The 20,342-nt window shown below is 35.3% G+C and carries 19 protein-coding genes; 2 read left to right on the forward strand and 17 right to left on the reverse strand.

Annotated features, from left to right (window positions below; genetic code table 11):
* Positions 1-363 precede the first annotated feature (363 nt).
* The 11 genes from CC92_RS0115565 to CC92_RS0115620 all read right to left on the reverse strand — a co-directional run bounded on the left by CC92_RS0115565 (position 364) and on the right by CC92_RS0115620 (position 8,798).
* On the reverse strand, positions 364-777 hold the full coding sequence (locus tag CC92_RS0115565) for a GNAT family N-acetyltransferase (RefSeq protein WP_029505325.1): 414 nt from the start codon (positions 775-777) through the stop codon (positions 364-366).
* Positions 778-866: 89 nt separating this feature from the next.
* Entirely contained in the window at positions 867-1,442 is a 576-nt protein-coding gene (locus CC92_RS0115570; RefSeq protein WP_029505324.1) for a TetR/AcrR family transcriptional regulator, read from the reverse strand.
* 168 nt (positions 1,443-1,610) lie between these two features.
* Entirely contained in the window at positions 1,611-1,982 is a 372-nt protein-coding gene (locus CC92_RS0115575; RefSeq protein WP_029505323.1) for an ACT domain-containing protein, read from the reverse strand.
* Positions 1,983-2,072: 90 nt separating this feature from the next.
* Complete coding sequence (locus CC92_RS0115580; protein WP_029505322.1) at positions 2,073-3,026, reverse strand: SDR family NAD(P)-dependent oxidoreductase; 954 nt, start codon at positions 3,024-3,026, stop codon at positions 2,073-2,075.
* A gap of 377 nt (positions 3,027-3,403) precedes the next feature.
* Positions 3,404-3,967 (reverse strand): hemerythrin domain-containing protein, encoded by a 564-nt coding sequence (locus CC92_RS0115585; RefSeq protein ID WP_029505321.1) that lies wholly within the window; start codon positions 3,965-3,967, stop codon positions 3,404-3,406.
* A 3-nt stretch (positions 3,968-3,970) separates the two neighbouring features.
* Entirely contained in the window at positions 3,971-4,594 is a 624-nt protein-coding gene (locus CC92_RS0115590; protein WP_029505320.1) for a hypothetical protein, read from the reverse strand.
* A gap of 731 nt (positions 4,595-5,325) precedes the next feature.
* The gene (locus CC92_RS21110; protein ID WP_155998532.1) at positions 5,326-5,892 is read right to left on the reverse strand and encodes a GTP pyrophosphokinase; all 567 of its coding nucleotides are present in this window, start codon (positions 5,890-5,892) and stop codon (positions 5,326-5,328) included.
* Between the two features lie 299 nt (positions 5,893-6,191).
* Positions 6,192-6,536 carry a GNAT family N-acetyltransferase gene (locus tag CC92_RS0115600; protein ID WP_051650998.1) on the reverse strand — a complete coding sequence of 115 codons (345 nt, stop codon included), beginning with the start codon at positions 6,534-6,536 and terminating at the stop codon, positions 6,192-6,194.
* Between the two features lie 200 nt (positions 6,537-6,736).
* Positions 6,737-7,153 (reverse strand): NUDIX hydrolase, encoded by a 417-nt coding sequence (locus tag CC92_RS0115610; RefSeq protein ID WP_029505317.1) that lies wholly within the window; start codon positions 7,151-7,153, stop codon positions 6,737-6,739.
* Between the two features lie 14 nt (positions 7,154-7,167).
* Positions 7,168-7,521, reverse strand: coding sequence for a hypothetical protein (locus CC92_RS21115; RefSeq protein ID WP_034218527.1), 354 nt, complete (start codon positions 7,519-7,521; stop codon positions 7,168-7,170).
* Entirely contained in the window at positions 7,518-8,798 is a 1,281-nt protein-coding gene (locus CC92_RS0115620; protein WP_029505315.1) for a DUF1576 domain-containing protein, read from the reverse strand. Before CC92_RS0115620 ends, CC92_RS21115 begins: the two co-directional genes overlap by 4 nt.
* 298 nt (positions 8,799-9,096) lie before the next feature.
* Here CC92_RS0115620 and CC92_RS0115625 point away from each other — a divergent pair, with 298 nt between their 5' ends.
* Together CC92_RS0115625 and CC92_RS22620 are read left to right on the forward strand one after the other, a co-directional pair.
* Entirely contained in the window at positions 9,097-9,969 is an 873-nt protein-coding gene (locus CC92_RS0115625; protein ID WP_029505314.1) for an NAD(P)/FAD-dependent oxidoreductase, read from the forward strand.
* A gap of 21 nt (positions 9,970-9,990) precedes the next feature.
* Positions 9,991-10,155, forward strand: a complete 165-nt coding sequence (locus tag CC92_RS22620) for a DUF6132 family protein (RefSeq protein ID WP_155998535.1) — start codon at positions 9,991-9,993, stop codon at positions 10,153-10,155.
* 93 nt (positions 10,156-10,248) lie between these two features.
* Here the strand turns inward: CC92_RS22620 and CC92_RS0115635 are convergent, their stop codons facing one another.
* The 6 genes from CC92_RS0115635 to hydA all read right to left on the reverse strand — a co-directional run bounded on the left by CC92_RS0115635 (position 10,249) and on the right by hydA (position 20,280).
* On the reverse strand, positions 10,249-11,841 hold the full coding sequence (locus CC92_RS0115635) for an N-acyl-D-amino-acid deacylase family protein (protein WP_029505312.1): 1,593 nt from the start codon (positions 11,839-11,841) through the stop codon (positions 10,249-10,251).
* Positions 11,842-12,215: 374 nt separating this feature from the next.
* Positions 12,216-13,400: a YgeY family selenium metabolism-linked hydrolase gene (locus tag CC92_RS0115640; RefSeq protein ID WP_029505311.1), complete on the reverse strand. Its 1,185-nt coding sequence runs from the start codon at positions 13,398-13,400 to the stop codon at positions 12,216-12,218.
* Between the two features lie 140 nt (positions 13,401-13,540).
* On the reverse strand, positions 13,541-14,761 hold the full coding sequence (gene dpaL / locus CC92_RS0115645) for a diaminopropionate ammonia-lyase (protein WP_029505310.1): 1,221 nt from the start codon (positions 14,759-14,761) through the stop codon (positions 13,541-13,543).
* Between the two features lie 169 nt (positions 14,762-14,930).
* On the reverse strand, positions 14,931-16,214 hold the full coding sequence (locus CC92_RS0115650) for a uracil-xanthine permease family protein (protein WP_029505309.1): 1,284 nt from the start codon (positions 16,212-16,214) through the stop codon (positions 14,931-14,933).
* Positions 16,215-16,277: 63 nt separating this feature from the next.
* Positions 16,278-18,827, reverse strand: coding sequence for a selenium-dependent xanthine dehydrogenase (gene xdh, locus CC92_RS0115655; RefSeq protein WP_029505308.1), 2,550 nt, complete (start codon positions 18,825-18,827; stop codon positions 16,278-16,280).
* An 88-nt stretch (positions 18,828-18,915) separates the two neighbouring features.
* Positions 18,916-20,280, reverse strand: a complete 1,365-nt coding sequence (gene hydA / locus CC92_RS0115660) for a dihydropyrimidinase (protein WP_029505307.1) — start codon at positions 20,278-20,280, stop codon at positions 18,916-18,918.
* Positions 20,281-20,342: the final 62 nt, after the last annotated feature.

Raw genomic sequence — 20,342 nt, forward strand, 5'->3', positions numbered from 1 at the left:
ACTTAAGATAACTTTACTATGATGATATCTGCATTATATCTCTTTGTTAAAATTAAATCAATATGTTTAAAACAATTTGTTTTATTTTTAACAGGATTATCTTTTTTATATTACATAACATCATGTATGTAAAAGAATGAAATGGTGAGTTTATTTACTCAAGTATGCGAAGTATATAAAAAGATCTGTGTTGAGGTATTATACTAAACACAGATCTTTTTATATTTATTGATTAGTAAGGCAGTAAATACTATAATCCTTACATATACACTTACCTTCTTACGCTAATGTTCCATCAAGATTCACAACTGCGCGTTTGTCAAAGAAAACGACCACATAAAGAGTCTTCGTTCATGACATACCTCATAGTTCTTTTGTAAAATAATGTCTCTTTCCGGTTATTGGATAGTTTTCTAGTACAAACACTTCACAGTACCCAAACTTCTTATAAAACTCTGGTGCTTGAAAACTAAACGTATCTAAAAACACATACTTACATCCACGTTCTTTCGCTGTTTCTTCTGCCTTTAATAAAATTTGTTTTCCAATACCCTGTCCCCGCAGTTCTTCACTTACCCAAAGATATTTTACGGAAAGCCAATTGCCACGCGTATTGCCTATTAACCCTGCGGTTATTTGTTCTGCTTCGTTATACAAATATATTCCCAAATCCTTTGGTGCTTTACTTTCAATTTTAGAAAGATTATATTGGAATAATCCTTGGTAAATAGCATTTTCATCCTGTGCGTTAATTTCCTGTGTAATTCTCATCTCCATACTCATCCTACTCCTACCTTTACAGTTGTCTCTTCGCCAGAGCATACGCTTTTTAGTTACTACAAGAGTATAACCCACTGGAAAGATTACTATTTTTTATCCTTTAACATCCACAATAAATGCTTGATATAAGAAATTCTGTCTTCTCTGTCCTCTATTATTGAAGTACTAAATTGATTTATCCCATTGTTCTCAACAGGATAATTAATAGCCGACCAGAATATCATTCGCTTATAATGATTCAGATTATCTTCTTTTAAAACCTTGCTTAACAGTTGATTGATACCATGAGACATCTCGTCTGAAACCTTTAATATCTTCTGTGACGTATCATCTTCTTTCTCTTTGGCATCTTTTAACAACACAGTGATACCTGGATATCGAATAATATATTCCATAACTTCATTGCATGCAGTTATCAGCTTTTCTTCCTCCTCTAACTCTTCCGAAAGAATTGCAGTAATCGATTGTGTATTTACAATATATAGTTCTTTTGCCTGCCTTAGCATTTCCTCCTTTGTACGGAAATAATAATTTATGGCACTTACATTGACATTTGCTTCCTTTGCAATAGCTCTTATCGATATATTACAGGAACCGTCCTTGCCGATTAAATATAATGTTCTATCTAATATTTTTTCTTCAACACTTTTTAATTCTCGCAATTTTGACCTCTTTATTCACTCATAATCTCATACCCTATGACTTTTAATCACCAAAAGGTTTTCTTTCCATTATAGCACAGTAGCAATCACTGTAAAGAAAATTTTGTTATGGATAAAAAAGAATATTTATTGTAAAATTTATGAAACAAGTTTTACTTACGATTTTCTTTATCTTCTATTGATACGATATCCTTGCTGTTCAAGCGCATCCAATGCTTTCTCAAAATCAACCGTTTTTGTCAATATGTAATCTGTATTATAAGTAGACACGGCAAAGACTCCTATATGATTTTCTGCTAAAATCGTAGTAATTTTAGATAATATACCTATTAAGGAAAAATCCAATATGCCGTGAATACGAAATGCTCTCCATCCATCACTACGTTCTATTACTTCTGTCGGTGCATAAGAAGTGCTACATACTAAAGATATTTCCTCTTTTGTTTTTCCAAGAAAACAATACTCATCCGAGAAATTAATTTTGTTAACGTCATCAATTTTACATACTGTGAATTCTTGTTCAATTACTATTAATTCCACCTTTTAACCTCGTTTATATTTTATTATTATTTTTCATTCAATGTTTGTATGGCTTAATTCCCCAAACACCTCATCTTTCCATTAACCTGTCTACGTTGAAATCCAAGGTCTTGTCAATTGATTTGCTAAGTTCCACATAAGTTCTACATTTTTTTGATCTGCTGCGTAGCTTGGATAAACTTTCTTATCTAACAGTTGCTTTATTTCCTGTGTTAATCGCTTTGAATAATGCGAGGCTTGTACTATTTGTCCTTTGTCATCAATTAATTTTCCGGTAATATCTTTGTAATCATGAGATGCACAGATGCGATAATAGATATCTGCCATAGACTCAGTGGTGGAGCTGAACGCATTTTGAATCCTTGCGGCAACTTTCCATAAAGACTTAAAATTCTTAATTGTTTCTTTTGACATTTTAATTGCAGGAATTTGGACTGCATTCATTTTTATTCCATCATTTTTATAATATTCTGCCAACTGATTTGTCACTAATAACAATGCCATTTTGGAATCTCCATACATCTTATAGCTATTATAAGGAAGACTATCCTTGAATTCTCCTAATAAATTATCATAATCTATCTTTCTCTTTGGATTAAAAAAATGCCTGATATTTGTACTGCATGCAGTGAGTACTCTACCATCCTCCGATTTTTTCAGTAGGTTTGCTAACAACTTCGTCATAAGAAATGGTCCAAATACATTCGTAGCAAAAGAAAGCTCGATACCATCCTTACTTAATTGATAATCCTTTTCACCATGCATAAAATATCCAGCATTATGTATTAAAATATCCAGTTTTCCATATTTCGATTGAATCTCTCTACAAAATTCACTGATGGATTGAAAAGAAGACACATCCAGTGGAAATAAATCGATTGAATTATTGTTAGTTGACTCGATGATTTCCTGTTGAACTACACTGCTTCTATCAAGATTACGGCAAGCCATAACTACCGTAAATCCTTCTTTTGCGAATTTTATTGCTGCCGCTTTCCCTATACCTGAATTTGCACCAGTTATGATAACTATGCCTTCCTTCATAATACCTCCCATTTTAACTTTATAAAACCATAAAAGTCACACCAATCTGATGTGACTTTAGATACCTGTATTCACAACATGGCTCGTTACAAAACATGATAGTACTCAAACTCTAGTTTGAATATGAATTTAAGAATAGATTCCTAAACTTTTCAATCATTGTAACACAATTGGATTTATCTAACAATAATCCATTTGTCTATCTGCCCATTATTAATACAATTTATATTTAATTATAACCTCTTTCTAATAATGTACGTTACCTATTAGAAGTCGAACTTTACCTGCTACTTTTACTTACCAAAGATACTTTATAAAAGGATAAAGAATCCGCGTAAACTTACACTTGTTATCTTCATCCGCCAAGAAGATAGCAATTAGCTTACCTTGTACTTCTTTTCTAATTCATCTAAAATCTTTAAATACTTTTCTTGCAATCCCTCTTTCGTTGCACTATCTTCCATTTCTTTTGTTCTTTGATCAACTATAGTTCTACTTTCTTCTGTCAGATTCTTCTCACCAAAAGTAAAAACTACTTCGTTTTCCTTTTCAATATGACGATTGATTAGATAAGTATAGGCAGTTGCATTCACTACAATGTCTAGCTTTGCATCTTCATTATTCTTAACATCATACGATTGTAATGCAGCTTCAAGTTCTCTCATATGAAGTCTTCCCAAATCATGTTCCACTAACATTCCATTGGTGATTAGATTCTGTGCTAACTTACCAAGCTCTTTTTTCATATAGTCAAACAGAATATCTTCTTCTTTTTTATGATGATGCTTATCTGCATAATTACGAACAAATTCAAGCATTTGATAAAAATCTTTTGTTATTAATTCTCCTCCGCTAAGAACTTGTAAGCTTGCAGCTCTCATTACTTTTGCCATTCTTTTGATATTTTCATGTTCTTTTACTAAAATATCTACTCCAAACATCACTTATTTCCTCCTGATATGATAATTTCCTTCCTCATCTGCAACATATTCAAATGCTGTATTTGCTAGTAAACCTTTTACGAATTCTGTACGAATTTCGTAATAATTCAACACGAAACCACCCTGTTCCAACCAATAAGTTTCATGAATACATCTTGTTCTTTTATATATCACTTCATCAGATGAAGTAGAAACAACCATATTTACACGATCACAAGGCATACCATCAAGTAGCAAATCATTTAGTGATTTATAGATTTGCTCCGCACTTGTCCATTGCTCTTTCTGATCTAACGATTCTATGACATCTACACCTAACTGATAAACTCGTTCTAAAATTTGTTCCATTCTATCGTCATACTCTTTTGTTATTGCAGTTACCACATAGCTTAATCTATTTTCTACGATATCGACTTTTTCTTGTAACCATCCATGGATATTGCCTGAATCAATCATATTTTCCAATGGTTGATTCTCTATGATTCCGCAATGAATTACAGTTGAGTCATCAAGCCCTTGAACAAATCCTTCCTCCTCATTTAGTGAAAGTATTTCCTCCACGATTTTTTCTTGAAGCATAATTTTATGATATAACCAATAGTGGATAGGTCCTAAAAATGCACTCATAGTACGCTCCTTTCTTTACATCCCTAATTTGATTGAATCCTTGGTTTTGGTATTTTATAATAATATAACTTTTATCTCGTTTACTAACTGAAATTCAATCCTAGATTAAAATATTCAAAATGATAGCGTTCACCAATATTCCTCTTTTCTATGATGAACTACTTCCTTGACTATCCATTTTATAATTTCATTCTTACATATAACTTCTAATTTTTTGTATATCCTCTTATTGTGATTATTTAATAACTATTTCTTTTTTTTATAATAGCAAACATATCCTATAAGACATAATAAAATTCTAGAAAAAGGTCACTCCTAACATAGAATTTCAATAAATCAGAATTTTTATGTCTGTTATAGTTATATAACAAAAATTAAAAATGTTCTGTTGTATTTCCAACAAAGTTGACCCGTCATTCATTGCAATACCAATTATTGCTATCCTTTCCTACACCATACTATATAAATAATCTTTGTTACAATTTCAATTTTAATAGAGTATGTCATAAATCGGTATAAAAATATAGCAATGAATATATATGGTTGTTTATTCATTGCTATATTTATAAAGTTTCTTTTCTACAGTCTTAGGAAAGCATATATTTCTATCAGCTTTCCTTCATCAAATAAAGACAAACTTATTTTTCTTCTTTTCATAAATATTTTTCGTTAATCGTGCTTATGTTCCAACACTCCTCAATATAATGCAATGGTAAGTCAAAACAGATATATCATATTTCATCTATTTTTCTTTTAATTTCTTGCATTTTTCGATCAGTATCTGAAATCACATCTGCGCATTCCCTTAAACTATCCTCTAAAGCATTCTCATTTCCATAATTTCTCTTATATCTTAATTGATGCTCTAAACTTGCCCAAAAATCCATGGCGATTGTCCGTATTTGAACTTCAACTTTCAATGGTTGCTTTTTATCTGAGAAAAAGACCGGAATCTCAATTATAATATGTAGACTCCGATATCCACTTTCTTTTGGTTCTTTAATATAGTCCTTTACCCTAACCACTGTAATATCATCCTGTTTCATAATCATATTTGCAACTTCGTAAATATCATCTAAAAAGGAACAAATGATACGCACACCAGCAATATCTTCCAGTTCTATCATAGAATCTAAATTCACTTCGAATCCTTTTCTTATTAACTTTCCTATGATACTCTCTGAATCTTTTATTCTAGATTTAATTATTTCAATAGGACTACGGTTCGATTTCGTTTTTAATTCTACATTTAATATTTCAACTTTAGTGACAATCTCCTTAATCGCACAATGATACATATAATTTCCTGATATGCTTTAGCTCTTTCTAAGAATTCTTTTGGCTGCTTTGAAAAAACAATAGTATCTAGTATTTTAATTTGTAGATTTTCTTCCTCCAATTTAAGTTCTCCTAATATATTTGATTAAGTAATTTCATATCATTATTCTCATCTAGTCGTTTTTTTATAAGTTTTGCATTATCAAAAAAAGTTAGTAAAACCTTAGTTGAAATTCTTAATATTAAAATCTAGAAACGATAACCAAACCAATCTCCATAATTGTTGTTTTAAAGTAAATTGCAAGACTTGCATTAATATTTATAAAAGCTTCTCAAAACATACACTAGTCTCAACATTAGCATATTGCCCATAATTCTTGAGTTCTCCTAATAACATTTTCGCATATCCTTTTCCTCGATACGCAGGCAAAAGATACATTCGTTTTATTTCAACGGAGATTTCATCATATTCTTTGAAACAGCCACATCCTACTGCCACTTCTCCGTCTTTTAATAAGATAACAGTATCAATGTTTAATATCTTATTGAATTTCTGATAGAAACTTTGTTTATCTCCATTTCCTTTTTCCAAATCTTCATCTAACCTTTTTGCTAGATTAATAAAATCCTTTTCTTCGCTATTACATCGAAAAATTTGTACCATGAATACCCTCACTTTATTATGCTTTATAGTTTTATTTGATCTTTGGCACTACCATCTGCATAATCAATCCTGTCTCATCAAGCATCGGGATTTTTGGTATCATAGTATATCCTCCTTGAAAGATGAAATTAGCGGAGAATGCTAGACAAATAGTATCTATAATCTCATCCATATTACATTTAAAATCATTCGCCGCTAGTTCAATAAATTTTAGATTCACCAATGCCGTATTGTCTAACCTGTTCCACCATATGTCCGATATTTCCCTCTCCAGCAAATTTACTGCGATCAAAGAAATCCTCCGTCATATCAAACCATACCAAAGGATGATCTTCCTCTTGTAAAAGAACCTCACCTTCCAAATATCCAACATATACCTCAACATAACAATCCTGATTATAGTAAGTAAAATCCATCATATGATGAAGATTGACATTATCCTGAGAAATCCCGGTTTCTTCATATAACTCACGATATGCAGAGTCAAATCCATCTTCTCCTTCTTCAATTTTACCGCCCACAAGATTGTAGAGTCCTAGATAAGGTTCTTTTTTTCTCTTGCAAAACAGTAAATCACCGTTTTGACGAAATATCATAATACAATTATATCCTTGCATAATTAGCCTCCATGCTACGCTTTTCTAAAGAGTTGAATATGCAACTCTTTTCCTATTTTCGTAACATTTGCTTTATCCACCATAGCTCCAACCAAATGAAGCTCATCACCCGAGTCGTCCTCTCCAACTAATTGCCAATAATAACCTTCAATTTCATATTGACGCTGAGTATTTAAGTTATATTTCATTTTTTGAATAAATTCTTCTTCATATTCACACTCATATTGTATTATGATAATTTCTGTATTCTGCTCATTTGGGGAAACCTTCGTATTTACTTTTATATCAATGTTCTCTGCACCGTTTAATAGGAACAAAGTTAGTATTTCACTCACAATCTGAGCTATTTTTTTTGCCTCGTGTCTCATCTATTTCTCTCCTTATGAAAAGCATCTAGTATTGGAATCATAACTCCTGCAACTAATCCACCTGAGAATCCATTGTTATATAGGTTCACACCTCCATGTATCACTCCTACATTAGTCACGACAGCCATATGGAGAGCACCTGCTAGGAATCCAATGACTGGTCCGTATGTACCAGCGATTGGTGCTAGTGTAGTTGAAAATAAAACTGATATAATGATGCCTGTTGTTGATAGGTCATTTCCAAAGAATAAAGCCGTTACTATAACACCAAGCATAACTGGTAGACAATTCTTGATATGCTTACCAAATGCACCAAATCCAACTACTGTGAAAATTCCTGCTAAGACCGGACCATTTACGACACCCCCAATCAGCATTACATAAAACAGGCTTAAAAATCCAAGTAACGCCATATTTAGAAACGTTACTCCAAAACCTACCAGGTGTGTAAAATCAGTGATCAGTCTTCCCTTATATTGTAGTATTTTTCCAAAGTCCATTATAGCACGACGATTGATATAAATACCAGTAAAGAAAAAGCCAAGAAATAAGCATAGTAATATTATGATAATAACCGGATGATTTTTTTCCGAGATAATATTCACTGGTTCAACCGTGATACCAAAGCTTCTCAGTACACTTGTTAACACGGTACCTACTATTCCAGAAGTAAAACCAATATTATATAAATTATATCCATCATGAAATTTTAGCATATGTGAGGATAGAGGTACCAGGATAAATCCAATAAAAATACCAACGCATACTGCAACAACAATAGCCCAAAATGGTCGTAGCAAACCAGAAAAACTAATTTCACTGACCAGCGGTGCTAATGCAGTGCCAAACATTAACGCAATGATAATATCCTTAAAAGATATTTTCTTGTATATAGTATAAAAATAACCACCTAAATAAATTGGAATAATATTATATAGATTTTTACCAAAGAAGGAAAAGCCGATAACCGTAAAGAATGCTGCAATTAAAATACCATTCAACTTAAGTCGATAATGGTGCATAATATAGATATTTAAGAGACCCACTAAACCAACATTAATAAATGCTGCTTCAATCCCACCAACCTCAATAAAATCTGTAACTAAGATGGTTGGCGTAAGTACAATATTGATAAATCCGTTAATAACCGAGTGAAAACTTCCATTATAAATACCGTAGATAATTCCTACGATTAAAAATACTATAGGTAGTACAGATAATAAGCCTAGTTTTCTGATACGACCAATGTCTTTCTCATCTACTTTGTTTAACTCCAAAAAGTAACCTCCTCATGTTATCAATTTATAGTAATAACATTTTACAAGAATAGTATACTATTTGACAATAATTTTTTATGCAAAAAATCTTCGTTCCTTCATTTTCTCAATCTAAAAAAGTAATTTCATTCATTCAAAATTTAAGTGGATGATAAACCCTTCCATAAATAAAAGCGTGTTACACAAACTTTTCCAGTCATAAATCATCATTTGTGATTTTGTCACAGAAGTACGCACAATGACTCTGTTATAATCACTCATCATAATAGGAAATAACAAAAGAAGGGTGGTCATAGTTATGGCAAATGTAATTATCATCGGAAACGGTCCAGCAGGTATTTCTACCGCTTTATATACAATTAGAGCAGGAATAGAAACAACGGTTATCGGAAAAGATTTCGGTGCATTAGGAAAAGCATCTGAGATAGAAAACTATTATGGCTTTAGTCAACCTATTTCTGGTAAATATTTAGTACAAGAAGGGGTAGAAGGAGCAAAAAGACTTGGAGTACACTTTATCTCTGATGAAGTATTGGGACTTAATTTTACAGATCAATTTGTGGTGAAAACAAAGAATGAGGATTACTCTGCTACAAGTGTTGTTATCGCTACTGGAACTTCCCGTAATACTCCTAAGATTAAGAGATTGAAAGAATTAGAAGGCCGCGGTGTTAGTTACTGTGCCGTCTGTGATGCTTTCTTTTATAGAGGAAAGGATGTTGCAGTGCTAGGTGATGGAGAATATGCACTTCATGAAGCCTTAGAATTATTACAAACTTCAAATTCAGTTACTATTCTTACCAACGGCAAAACACCAAACATTGTTATTCCAGAAACCATTAAGGTAATTACAACTCCTATTGAAGCACTTGATGGAGACGAAGTACTAGAATCCGTTTTCTTTCAAGATGGAAGTAACTTATCTGTATCTGGGTTATTTGTTGCAGTTGGAGTAGCTGGTAGTACCGATCTAGCGAAAAAAATTGGTGCTGCTACAGAAAATAATAGAATCTTAGTCGATGAGAACATGTCCACGAATATTCCTGGACTCTATGCAGCAGGTGATTGTACTGGTGGATTATTACAAATATCCAAAGCGGTATACGATGGAGCTAAAGCTGGAACTGCAATTATAAAGGAACTCAGAAACCAAAAAGTAAAAACAGCATGACTTTTTAAATTGGAGGTATCTATGGCGGTTATAAAAATATTACTTGGAGCAGTTGTTGGAGGATTTTTAGGACATCTTTATTATAAAAAGGTAGGGTGTGCTTCCGGCTCTTGCCCTATTACTTCAAAGCCGTTGAATTCAACACTTTATGGGGTGATACTAGGTGCATTAATTATGAGCTCGTAGCTAAACAAATTGCCAAGAAAGCCAGACAGTTATGAATATCTAACCGTCTGGCTTTCTTCTTATATGTTTATTCTTATATATTTTCTCCTATGTTTATCTCTTGTTTCTAATTACCCTACCATTTAAAACCCCGGTATGTTTCCCATGTTCCACCACAACCTTACCATTTACAATAACATATTCAATACCTGCTGGATATTGGATTGGTTCAACAAAGGTACCTTTGTCTTCAATTGTGTTAGGATCAAATATTGTGATATCTGCAAAGTAACCTTCTTTTAACAGTCCTCTATTCTTAATGCTCATAGCCTCCGCAGCCTTAGACGTCAACTTCTTCACTGCTTCTTCGATTGTCATTATCTTCTCTTCACGTACATACTTTCCAAGAATTCTTGGGAAGCTTCCATAAAGTCTTGGATGCGGTTTTCCAGGAGCTAATAAGCCATCCGTACAAGCATTCATCTCAGGACGAGCCATAAATAATTTCACATGGTCTTCTACTCCATAGAAGTCTACCATACCAACTGCATTTTCTTCCTCCATTAGAAGGTCAAAGGCAGCGGTAAATGGATCTAGATTTCGAAGCTCTGCTAGCTGAGTAATACTTAAGCCAACAGCATCTTTGTTTTTCTCTGTCACTACACTGGTTACATAAATATTTTCAAATCCAGCAAAGTCAACAAAGTTATCCCAGCCATGAATTCCATGCTCCATGTCATAGCGCATCTTCTTACGCATTTCTGGATCTCTTAATCGTTCGATTACTTTATTCGTTCCGCCATCATGAACCCAAGGTGGAAGAATTGCTCCCATCATCGTACTGCCGGCAACATAAGGATACTGATCAAAGCTTACCCTGATACCTTCTGCTTTTGCTTGTTCTAATTGAGAAAGTACTGTATCGATTTTATCCCAGTTTTTCTTACCAGCAACTTTAAAGTGAGACCAGTGAACTCTAACTCCTGATTTTCTGCCTATTTCAATTACTTCATTCATAGAATCAACAATCGTGTCTGCTTCGCTTCGCTGATGAATAACAAATACACCATCAAACTCAGCAACCACCTTACACATTTCAATGATTTCTTTGCTTTCTGAATATGCACAAGGAATATAGATTAATCCTGTAGATAAACCAAAAGCTCCTGCTTCCATTTCTCTACGGGTAATCTCTTTCATCTTCTCAATTTCTTCATCTGTTGGCTGACGATTGCCAAGTCCCATGGCCTCCATACGGATATTACCATGCGGAACCAGATAGCATTCATTAATACCAGGACCAACCTTTTCAATCATCTTTAAATAATTATCGGTTGTTTGATAAGTCCAATCAATTTCATCACTAACTCCATCCAGCCCAGCGATATTTTTACGCCAATCTGAGATATATTCCAAAGGAAGAGGTGCCATAGAAACACCATCCTGACCTAAAACTTCTGTCGTAATACCCTGCATTACCTTTGGCATTACCTGAGGACGCAATAAAACATCCAAATCACTGTGGGAATGAGTATCGATAAAACCAGGTGCAACTATAAGACCTTTGGCATCAATTACCTTATCAACACCTGTGTCACTAATCTGTCCTATTTTTTCTATTCTTTCCTCTTGAATTAATAGGTCAGCCTGATAGGCTGGCTCTCCGCTTCCATCAACAATTGTAGCATTTTTAATTAAAGTTTTTATAAGTCACACTTCCTTTCAAAAGAGTTACAGTTAAGTTTGAAATCTTTTCAAACTTACTATTTAAGACAGTATCAAATCAGCAAGCGCATTCAATATGCTAAGTTATTAGATGCTATGTTATTAGATTCTTTCTTCTTGAGCATGCTCGATAGTACCTAATTGCAGCACTCCAATCTGTATACTCTTACACTTATGTCAAAACCACATCTGCTTGCAGATGTGGTATGGTATTGATTTACATATCAAACATTGTCTGCTATGAAAAGCAAATATTAATGACAATGAAAAGTTCACAAAACGCGCCTTCCATTGTTTATATAACCTCAAAATCAATCAGAAGAATATCAAATGATTTTAAATTAATATTGCTATAGTTATACTAATAACGCTTTCATTACACCGTAGTAACATTCACAGACCTTAGTAAGTTGCTCTACTTCAATATATTCATCTACCGTATGAGCTAAATTCTCACGAGAAGGTCCAATACCTAATGTCTTAATGCCTGCTTCTCCTGCATAATGAGAACCATTGGTACAGAAATTATACTGTGTAATCTCTGGGTTAAATCCTGCATTATTAAGTTCCCCTACAACAGCTTGAACCCATGGTTCGTCTTTATCATATAACCAGCCAGGGAAGAATCTTTCTCCTTCGATTTTGTTTCCGGTATAGCACATTTCTTCGCCTACCGCATAGGAAACCTTCGCTTTTAATTCAGGGTCTTCTGCCATTAATTTCTCTAATAACTCTCTAATTGGAGCAATTACAGATTCCTTTGTCTCACCAACTAATAAACGGCGATCATAAGTTGCACGGCAATATTCAGGAACAACAGAAGCTCCAGGATATGGTGCAGACTTGATATCAGTTAACTCTAAGATACCCTTTCCTAATACAGGGTGCTCTGTTGGAACTAAGTCTCTAATTGCATTAATTACCTTGCTCATCTTATAAACAGCATTAATTCCCTTCTCAGGATTTGCAGAGTGAGCTGGTTTACCAAAGGTTTCTACTACGATTTCCCCTCGACCACGTTGACCGATTTTAACATTTAACTGACTTGCTTCCCCAATGATTACATAATCTGGCTTAAAGTTTTTGGAGATTTCGCGCGCTGCTACACCTTCAAAACACTCTTCATGAACAACACCAGCAATTAGGATTTCACCGGCAAAATCACGCTTCGTATCCTCTGCAAAGTATTTTGCAGCTGCGGTAAATGCAGATACTGCACCCTTCATATCAGAGGTACCACGGCCATATAACTTACCGTCTACAATTTCACCAGCAAATGGCTTCTGCGTCCACTTGCTTTCATCCGATACAGGTACTGTATCAATATGTCCATCAAATAAAACCTTTGGTCCTGGACGATTTCCCTTGATTACTCCAATTACGTTACCATATCTATCATAAGTAACATCATCAAAACCATTTGCCTTACAGAACTCCCCTATTGTCTGGGCAGCTTGTTTTTCTTCTCCTGAATAGCTTTTTGCCTGTATCATTTTCTGTGTTAATTTAATTAATTCTTGTTCTCTGTTTCCGTTAAGCATTGTGCTATCTCCTTTCTTGTACCCGTGTGTATACAAGCTGTTTTCAGATTGTATACAACTTAAATGAGAAATGTGAAATCTTTTTTACTTCACATTATCCTGTGCATAATCACTCGTCCTACGAATGATAACTGCTTATGTTATTCTCCGTCGTAACGTGAGTCTTTCCCATTCCATACCACATTACGATAATTTTCTTTGTCTGTATCACCTTCTGTTGAGATGAATAATAATCTTGAATCCTCGTTAAGACCTAATTTACCCTTTAAATCTACAAGAGAATCATCAGTTAAGATGTTGTAAGCACATCCAAGGGTAGCAGCTCCACTTTCTCCAGATACCACCTTTTTATCACTATCAAGTGGACTAGCCATAACACGCATACCATCTGCTGCAACATAATCTGGACAAGAAATAAATGCATCTGCATAATCTCTTAATACATTCCATCCAATGCTATTTGGCTCTCCACAAGCTAAACCTGCCATAATTGTATTTAAGTCACCTGTTACAAAGTGAAGTTTTCCATCGTTTGCCTCCGCAGTGCGATAAATACAGTCTGCTTTGTTTGGCTCAACAATTACAATCTTAGGCTGATTTCCTTTATAGTAATTAGCAAAGAATCCACAGATAGCACCTGCTAAGGATCCAACTCCTGCCTGTAAGAAGATATGGGTTGGAGCTTCTGCTTTTGTTTCTTCTAATTGCTTTACAATCTCATACCCAAGTGTCATGTAACCTTGCATAATCCATGTAGGAATATCCTCATAGCCTTCCCATGCAGTATCCTGAATTACAATCCAGCCTTTTTCTTTCGCATTCTTATCTGCAAGACGTACTGCTTCATCGTAATTCATATCAGTAATGGAAGCATCGGAACCCTCTGCTAAGATGTTATTTAATCTTTCAATTGCAGAGCCCTTTGGCATATAAACTACTGATTTTTGGTTTAGCTGATTTGCTGTCCAAGCTACACCACGTCCATGGTTACCATCCGTAGCTGTAACAAAAACCATATCTCCAGTTTTCTCTTTTACTTCTTTTGATACCATTTTAGTTGCTGTTAAATTCTTGATATCCTCTCCGATTTTATCTGCAATTAAGCGTCCAATCGCATAAGAACCACCTAATACTTTAAATGCATTTAGACCGAAACGGAAGGACTCATCTTTTACATGGATATCTTTCACGCCAATTTCTTTTGCTAAGTTCTTTAACTCTACTAAAGGAGTTTCGCTATATACTGGAAAGCTAGCATGAAATGCATGAGCTTTGCTTGCTTCCTCGTAATTTAAAAACTCAATGTTTGATTTTTCATTATTATTTCTTGGATAAAATACACTTTTAAATGTCTCTTTCATAATACCTAACCTCAATTCTAGCGTTTTAACGCTTGTTTTATAACTGTGTTTTTTCCTATTACAGTTTAAAATAATGACATAATACACAAATATATGGGATGCCGTATTATGGCAAAACCAATGATTTAAGAATGTGAAAACTCTACTTAAGTCGATAAAGGAATGTGAACTAGGACTGTTTTTCCTTTGGCAAAATCAAATTCAAAACAATAGCAATTAATGCTACAATAACGATTTCACTTCCACCAAAAATCATACGAACCACTTCAGGACAACCAGCAAATGCACCAGGAGTTCTTGATAAACCTACAGCCAATGCAACAGAAAGACCTGCAATGGACAAATTCCTTGGAGTCAAACCAGCACCAGATAACATTCTAACACCTGTCATTGCAATACTTCCGAATACTGTAATAGTTGCACCTCCAAGTACCGGAAGCGGAATTGTTAGAAAAACTTCGGCAAGCTTTGGCATCAACGCAGTTACCATAATAATCAAAGCTGCCACAACAAATACAATTCGATCCGTTACACTCGTAGTTACTACAATCCCTACATTCTGTCCGCAAGTAGCATTCGGAGTACCACCTAAGATTGCTCCAATTGCACTTGTGATGTTATTTCCAATTATACCACCGGATAATTCTTTATCGGTTGCTTTTCGGTTAAATGCTCCTGCTGTAGTTGCTTCAAACTGTCCAATATCTTGTATAGAATTAATCACAAAAATAATTATCATAGATACAATTCCACCCACAGAAAAACTAAGGCCGAAATGGAACGGTTTTGGAAGTGAAACTACTGCTGCATCTGCAACCCTTGTAAAGTCTACCATTCCAAAAAACGCAGCTACTACATACCCTATCATAAGACCTAACAAAGTCGCGGATACTTTTAAGATACCCTTACAAAACTGTGAAAAGAATAATACGGAACCCAAGGTAATCAGTGCTACAATCCAAGCTTTTGGAGTTCCAAAGATGGAACTATTTTCTCCACCTGCCATATACTTAACAGCAGTTCCATAAAGGGAGATCCCCACGGTTAATACTACGGAAGCTGTAACAATTGGTGGGAATAAAAATCTTATCTTTTTAAACCCAAGACCAACTACAATACCAACCAAAGCCCCTATTAACTGTGCACCTAATACACCAGACATACCATCTGTCTTAACAATACTGGTAAGGGTAGGTATGAATGCAAACCCACTACCAATAATTACTGGAAGATTACAACCAATTCCGAATTTACCAAAAGCATGAATCAAAATAGCAATCGCCGCACATAGTAGTGAAGCTTGCATCATAATAACCAAATCATCGCTAGCAATCCCTCCAGCCGTTCCAAGAATGGTTGGAACCGTTACACAGCCGACTACCATGGCTACTACATGCTGTAAAGCCAAAGGAACAACTTCACCAGCACCTAACTTTCTATTATCTTTTGCCATATCCTTACCCCGTAAACTTTATTGTTTTTGCAAATCTATTAACTAGTAAATGACAATGTAAATTTATTTTCTGTATGCTGTCCCTGTTATTGGTAGGGAAAACCTTCGATTACCGTCTACACGATATGCAGCATGTGCAGCAGCTGGTGCAGTCGGTACGGTACAGATTTCCCCAATTCCTTTTGCACCATAAGCTAGCCCATTCGGATCATTCTTTTCTACCATAATAACTTCGATTTCAGGTGCTTGCGTTGCTCTAAATAACCCAAGGGTACCGTATTTTGTTTTCACATATCCATCTTCCATCACAAAATCTTCTGTTAATCCATACCCAAGCCCCATCACAACTCCACCTTCAATTTGGCCGGAACAAGCCTTTGGATTCACAACACGACCGACATCATGGGCAGCAACTACTTTGGTTACCTTCTTTGTCTCATCCATAATAACGACTTGAACACCATAACCATAAGCCACGTGGCTGACTGGGTTTTTCTTATCTGCTCCCATCTTGTCTGTTACACCGCTATAGACGCCCTCAAAAACTTCGCCTTCTAATTCATCTAAAGTCTTTGTCTTAAGAGCATCTTTTAGTTTTTCGGCAGCACATCTTGTTGCTTCTCCTGCAAATAAGGTTTGACGTGATGCAGTTGTTGTTCCTGAGTTTGGTGTTGTTGCAGTATCTGCACGTTCATATACAATACTGGATGGCTCCAAGCCTGTGGTTTCACATACCATACTTAGCATAACATTTCCAATTCCCTGACCAATACATGCTGCAGAAGTTAAGATATGCACTTTACCATCTACCACTTTTAAATTACTACGTCCGATGTCTGGTAGACCAACGCCGATTCCTGAGTTTTTCATGCATCCTGCAATACCTGCATATGGACTAGATTCGAAAGCCTCTTTTACTGCCTCTAAACATTCCACATATGCGGTATCTTCCGATGCAATCTGACCATTCGGTAATTCATTTCCAGGACGAATTGCATTTTTATAACGGAATTCCCATGGAGAGATACCAACCATTTCAGCAAGTTCATTCAGGTTTTGCTCCTGAGCAAAACAGCTTTGAGTTACACCAAATCCTCGGAAAGCTCCGCCTGGTACATTGTTGGTATACACACAATATCCTGTCACTTGAAGATTCTGATAATTATATGGGCCGCCGGCATGAGTACATGCTCTTTGTAATACTGGGCCACCAAGACTTGCATAAGCTCCACAGTCAGAAATAATGGTGGCTTTCGTTGCAGTTAAGATACCATTTTCATCACATGCAGTAGTAATATCGATTTCCATAGCATGACGTTTCGTATGGATATTTAAACTTTCTTGTCTTGAAAATTTAACCTTTACTGGTTTCTTTGTAATATAAGCCATTAATGCAGCATGGTGCTGAACACTCATATCTTCCTTACCACCAAATCCGCCACCTACTAATTTTGTCTGGCAACGAACCAGAGAAGGGTCGATATTTAACATTCTGGAAATTTCATGTTGCTCATCATACACGGATTGAGAAGCAGTATACATTAGTAAACCTTCCCCATCCGGGATACCGATTGCACATTCCGGCTCCATGAAAGCATGATCCGTCATAGGTACAGAGTAATGGTTTGTTACAATATATTTGGAATTTTTAATTGCTTCGTCTACATTTCCTCTGGAAATGCTTTCTCTTGTTAAAATATTTCCCTTTGTATGTAACTTCGGTGCCCCTTCTTTCATTGCTTCTTCTGGTTTTGTTAGAGGTGTTAATTCTTCGTAATCAACTTCTACAAGGTTTAAAATCTCATCTAACGTTTCTTTTTTAGTAGAAGCGACTAAAACAATCGCATCACCAATATATCTGGTGGTATCACCCTTGGCGATGAGTACATCCCAATCCGGAACAATATGACCTGTTTTATTAAACGGAACATCTTCTGCAGTAAGGATTCTCACGCAGTCCGGATGTGCTAATGCTTTTTCTAAACGAATATCTTTTACAATTGCTCTTGGATATTTACTTCGTAATGCCTTAGCGTAGATCATACCTTCTATGGTAATATCATCTACGTATTCCCCCGTACCAAGTACCTTTTCCTCTGCATCAATTCTCTTAAAATGCTCTCCGACTTTACCATTTCCAGTATCCTTAGGAACGGGTAAGTTTTCACGGAACATCTTTGCAGCTAATAAAATAGCATCTTCTATCTTTACATAACCGGTACAGCGACAGATGTTACCCATAATTGCTTTCTTAACATCTTCTCTTGTAGGTTCTAGGTTATTATCCAGTAATGATTTTGCTGAGATTACCATACCAGGAATACAAAATCCACATTGAACTGCTCCCGTGTTTCCAAAAGCATATACATATACTTCTTTTTCACGCTCGCTCAATCCTTCTACCGTGATGACTGACTTTCCAACTAACTTAGAAAGAGTAAAAATACAAGCTCTCGCTTTCTTACCATCCACTAAAACAGTACAAGTACCGCAAGCACCTTCACTACATCCATCCTTTGCTGATGTAAATCCCAAATCATAACGAAGGAAATCTAAAAGCTTCTTATCTTCCTGGCTTTCATAAATCGAGCCATTAATTTTCACCTGATACATAATTACCTCCATTCTTATGCACATTCCCGTGTGAAGTTTAGGAATTTTTAGTCTGCGTACTTTGCAGAAATAGAATTTCTTTTCACACTCATCTTGGTCCCAATACATAGGTTCCTTGATTTTCTTTAACAATAGTTCCATCCTGCACAACACATTCGCCATTAACAAACACGGTTTTTGCCTGACCTTTTATTTTAAATCCCTCATATGGTGTATAATCAACATTTTGTATTTGTTTACTCCATGTAATCACACCTTCATAATCAGGAGAAAAAATAACGATATCTGCATCAGAACCCACTTCTAATATTCCTTTGTCCGGATACATCCCATAGCGCTTTGCTGGATTTGTTGCCATAAGTTCACACATTCTCATCACATCGATATAGCCTTCTTCTACCAAATAGGTATAGATCAGTTGAGGTCTATGTTCTACTCCTGGCGCACCATTTGGAATTTTCCGAAAATCTTCTTTTCCCAATTCCTTATCCTTCTTAAAATTAAAACTGCAGTGATCGGTTGCTATCGTATCAATTTCCCTATCTACAATTGCCTGAATCAACGCCTTGTTATCCTCTACTTTTCTTAACGGAGGGGATATCACATATTTAGCACCTTCAAAATGATTTAAATCATAATAGTGATCGTCTAATAATAAATACTGCGGACATGTTTCTACTGTGATGGTCTGATTTCTTTTTCTTGCATTTCTAATTTCATTTAACCCTGCAAATGAGCTAAGATGAACAATATTAACCGGATGTCCGGCTAACGTGCTGATATATGCTAAGCGATTAATCGCTTCTGCCTCCACATAATCGGGTCTTGATGCGGGATGAGCACTAGGTGAAGTCTCACCAGCAGCAATCTTTTCTTTCGTTAACTCATTGATTAACGTACCATTTTCACAATGGACCCCTAAAACACCATCAATTTCTTTTATCTTTTGTAAACAAGCAAGAATTTCAGCATCGTTGGAGATTAAATTATCATATGCCATGTACATCTTAAAGGAAGTAACTCCAAGTTCTGGCATCTTACTTATCTCCTCTTTTACCCTATCATTCCAATCGGTAATCGCCATATGAAAGCGATAATTACAAGAGCTCTTATCCTTTGCTTTTTTCATCCAGATATCATAAGCTTCCTTTAGTGATTGGCCCTTTTCCTGAGTGGCAAAATCTACTATCGTGGTTGTTCCACCAATCACTGCTGCTTTTGTACCGCTGACAAAATCATCTGCGGTATGTGCAGTCCCGGTATCCATGTCAAAGTGTGTATGACCATCGATAAATCCTGGGAAAACAAAGCAACCTGAGGCGTCATAGACTTCATCCTCATCCTTTGGACTGATATTCTCAGAAATCTCACTGATTTTGTTATTATGAATTGCAATATCCGCTTTTCGCATCTTTTCAGAGCTTATTAGTCTACCATTCTTTATAATCTTCATATTTAGCCTCCATGCTACGACTGTTTATAGGAGCAGCTAATGGCTCAAGTTTGTAATGGTAC

It is taken from the genome of Lachnoclostridium phytofermentans (assembly GCF_000733755.1).
GTDB lineage: Bacteria > Bacillota > Clostridia > Lachnospirales > Lachnospiraceae > Lachnoclostridium > Lachnoclostridium phytofermentans_A.